At 41.0% G+C, this 1,939-nt stretch carries 1 pseudogene; it reads left to right on the forward strand.

Features of this window, described 5'->3' with window-relative positions:
• Positions 1-1,939: pseudogene (locus tag LQ609_RS12520) on the forward strand (hypothetical protein); the annotation flags it as partial.

Genomic DNA, 1,939 nt, shown 5'->3' on the forward strand with positions numbered 1-1,939 from the left:
GATGTACTTAAAGACTCACTTTCACTCAAGGACTCTGATGTACTTAAAGACTCACTTTCACTCAAGGACTCTGACGTACTCAACGATTCTGACTCACTTAATGATTCTGATGTACTTATAGATTCTGATTCGCTTATTGATTCTGACTCGCTCAATGACTCTGACGTACTTAATGATTCCGACGCACTTATTGATTCAGACGCGCTCAATGACTCTGACGTACTTAACGATTCTGATGTACTTGTTGATTCGGATTCACTCAACGATTCCGACGCACTTAGAGACTCACTCTCACTTAAGGATTCCGATGTACTTAATGATTCGCTTTCACTCAATGACTCTGATGTACTCAACGATTCGGACTCACTTAATGACTCTGAAGTGCTCAACGATGTCGACTCACTCAAAGACTCGGATGTACTTATCGAGTCTGATTCACTTAAGGATTCCGATGTGCTCAATGATTCTGATTCGCTTAATGACTCGCTGGTACTCAACGATTCGGATTCACTTAACGACTCGGACTCACTAATTGACTCGGATGTACTCAATGATTCTGATTCACTTAATGACTCAGACGCGCTCAATGATTCTGATTCACTGATTGATTCAGATGTACTCAATGATTCTGATTCACTTATTGATTCAGACGTACTCAACGATTCACTTTCACTGATTGATTCAGACGTACTCAACGATTCACTTTCACTGATTGATCCCGATGTACTTATAGATTCACTTTCACTAATTGACTCGGACGTACTTAACGACTCGGACGTACTTAACGACTCGGATGTACTTAATGATTCCGCTGCACTTAATGACTCGGATGTACTCAACGATTCGGACTCACTTAATGATTCCGACGTACTTAATGATTCACTTTCACTCATTGACTCTGATGTACTTAACGATTCTGATTCACTAATTGACTCGGACGTACTCAATGATTCTGATTCGCTCAATGACTCGGACGTACTCAACGATTCGGATTCACTCAATGACTCAGATGTACTCAATGATTCTGATTCGCTCAATGACTCGGACGTACTTAATGATTCACTTTCACTCAATGACTCGGACGTACTTAACGATTCTGACTCACTAATAGATTCTGATGTACTTAAAGACTCACTTTCACTCAATGACTCTGATGTACTTAATGATGTTGACTCACTCAATGACTCAGATGTACTCAATGATTCACTTTCACTCAAGGACTCCGATGTACTTAAAGACTCACTTTCACTCAATGACTCGGATGTACTCAACGATTCGGACTCACTAAATGATTCTGACGTACTCAATGATGTCGACTCACTCAATGACTCAGACGTACTCAATGATTCTGATTCACTTATTGATTCCGATGTACTTATCGATTCGGACTCGCTTAATGACTCTGATGTACTCAACGACTCTGATTCGCTTATTGATTCAGACGTACTTAGCGATTCGGACTCACTTATTGATCCCGAAGTGCTCAACGATTCTGATTCGCTTAATGACTCTGACTCACTTATCGATTCGGACGTACTTAAGGATTCCGACGTACTCAATGATTCTGATTCGCTTATTGATTCGGAGGTACTCAATGACTCTGACTCACTTATCGATTCGGACGTACTCAACGATTCCGACTCACTCAATGACTCTGACGTACTTAGCGATTCACTTTCACTCAAGGACTCGGACGTACTAAACGATTCGGATGCACTTATAGACTCCGACGTACTCAATGACTCGGATTCACTTATTGATTCTGACGTGCTTAACGATTCTGACTCACTTAATGATTCTGACGTACTCAATGATTCACTTTCACTCAATGACTCGGACGTACTCAATGATTCACTTTCACTCAATGACTCGGACGTACTCAACGATTCACTTTCACTCAATGACTCGGACGTACTCAACGATTCACTTTCACTCAATG

The organism is Mammaliicoccus sp. G-M28, from assembly GCF_022386595.1.
Lineage (GTDB): Bacteria > Bacillota > Bacilli > Staphylococcales > Staphylococcaceae > Mammaliicoccus > Mammaliicoccus fleurettii.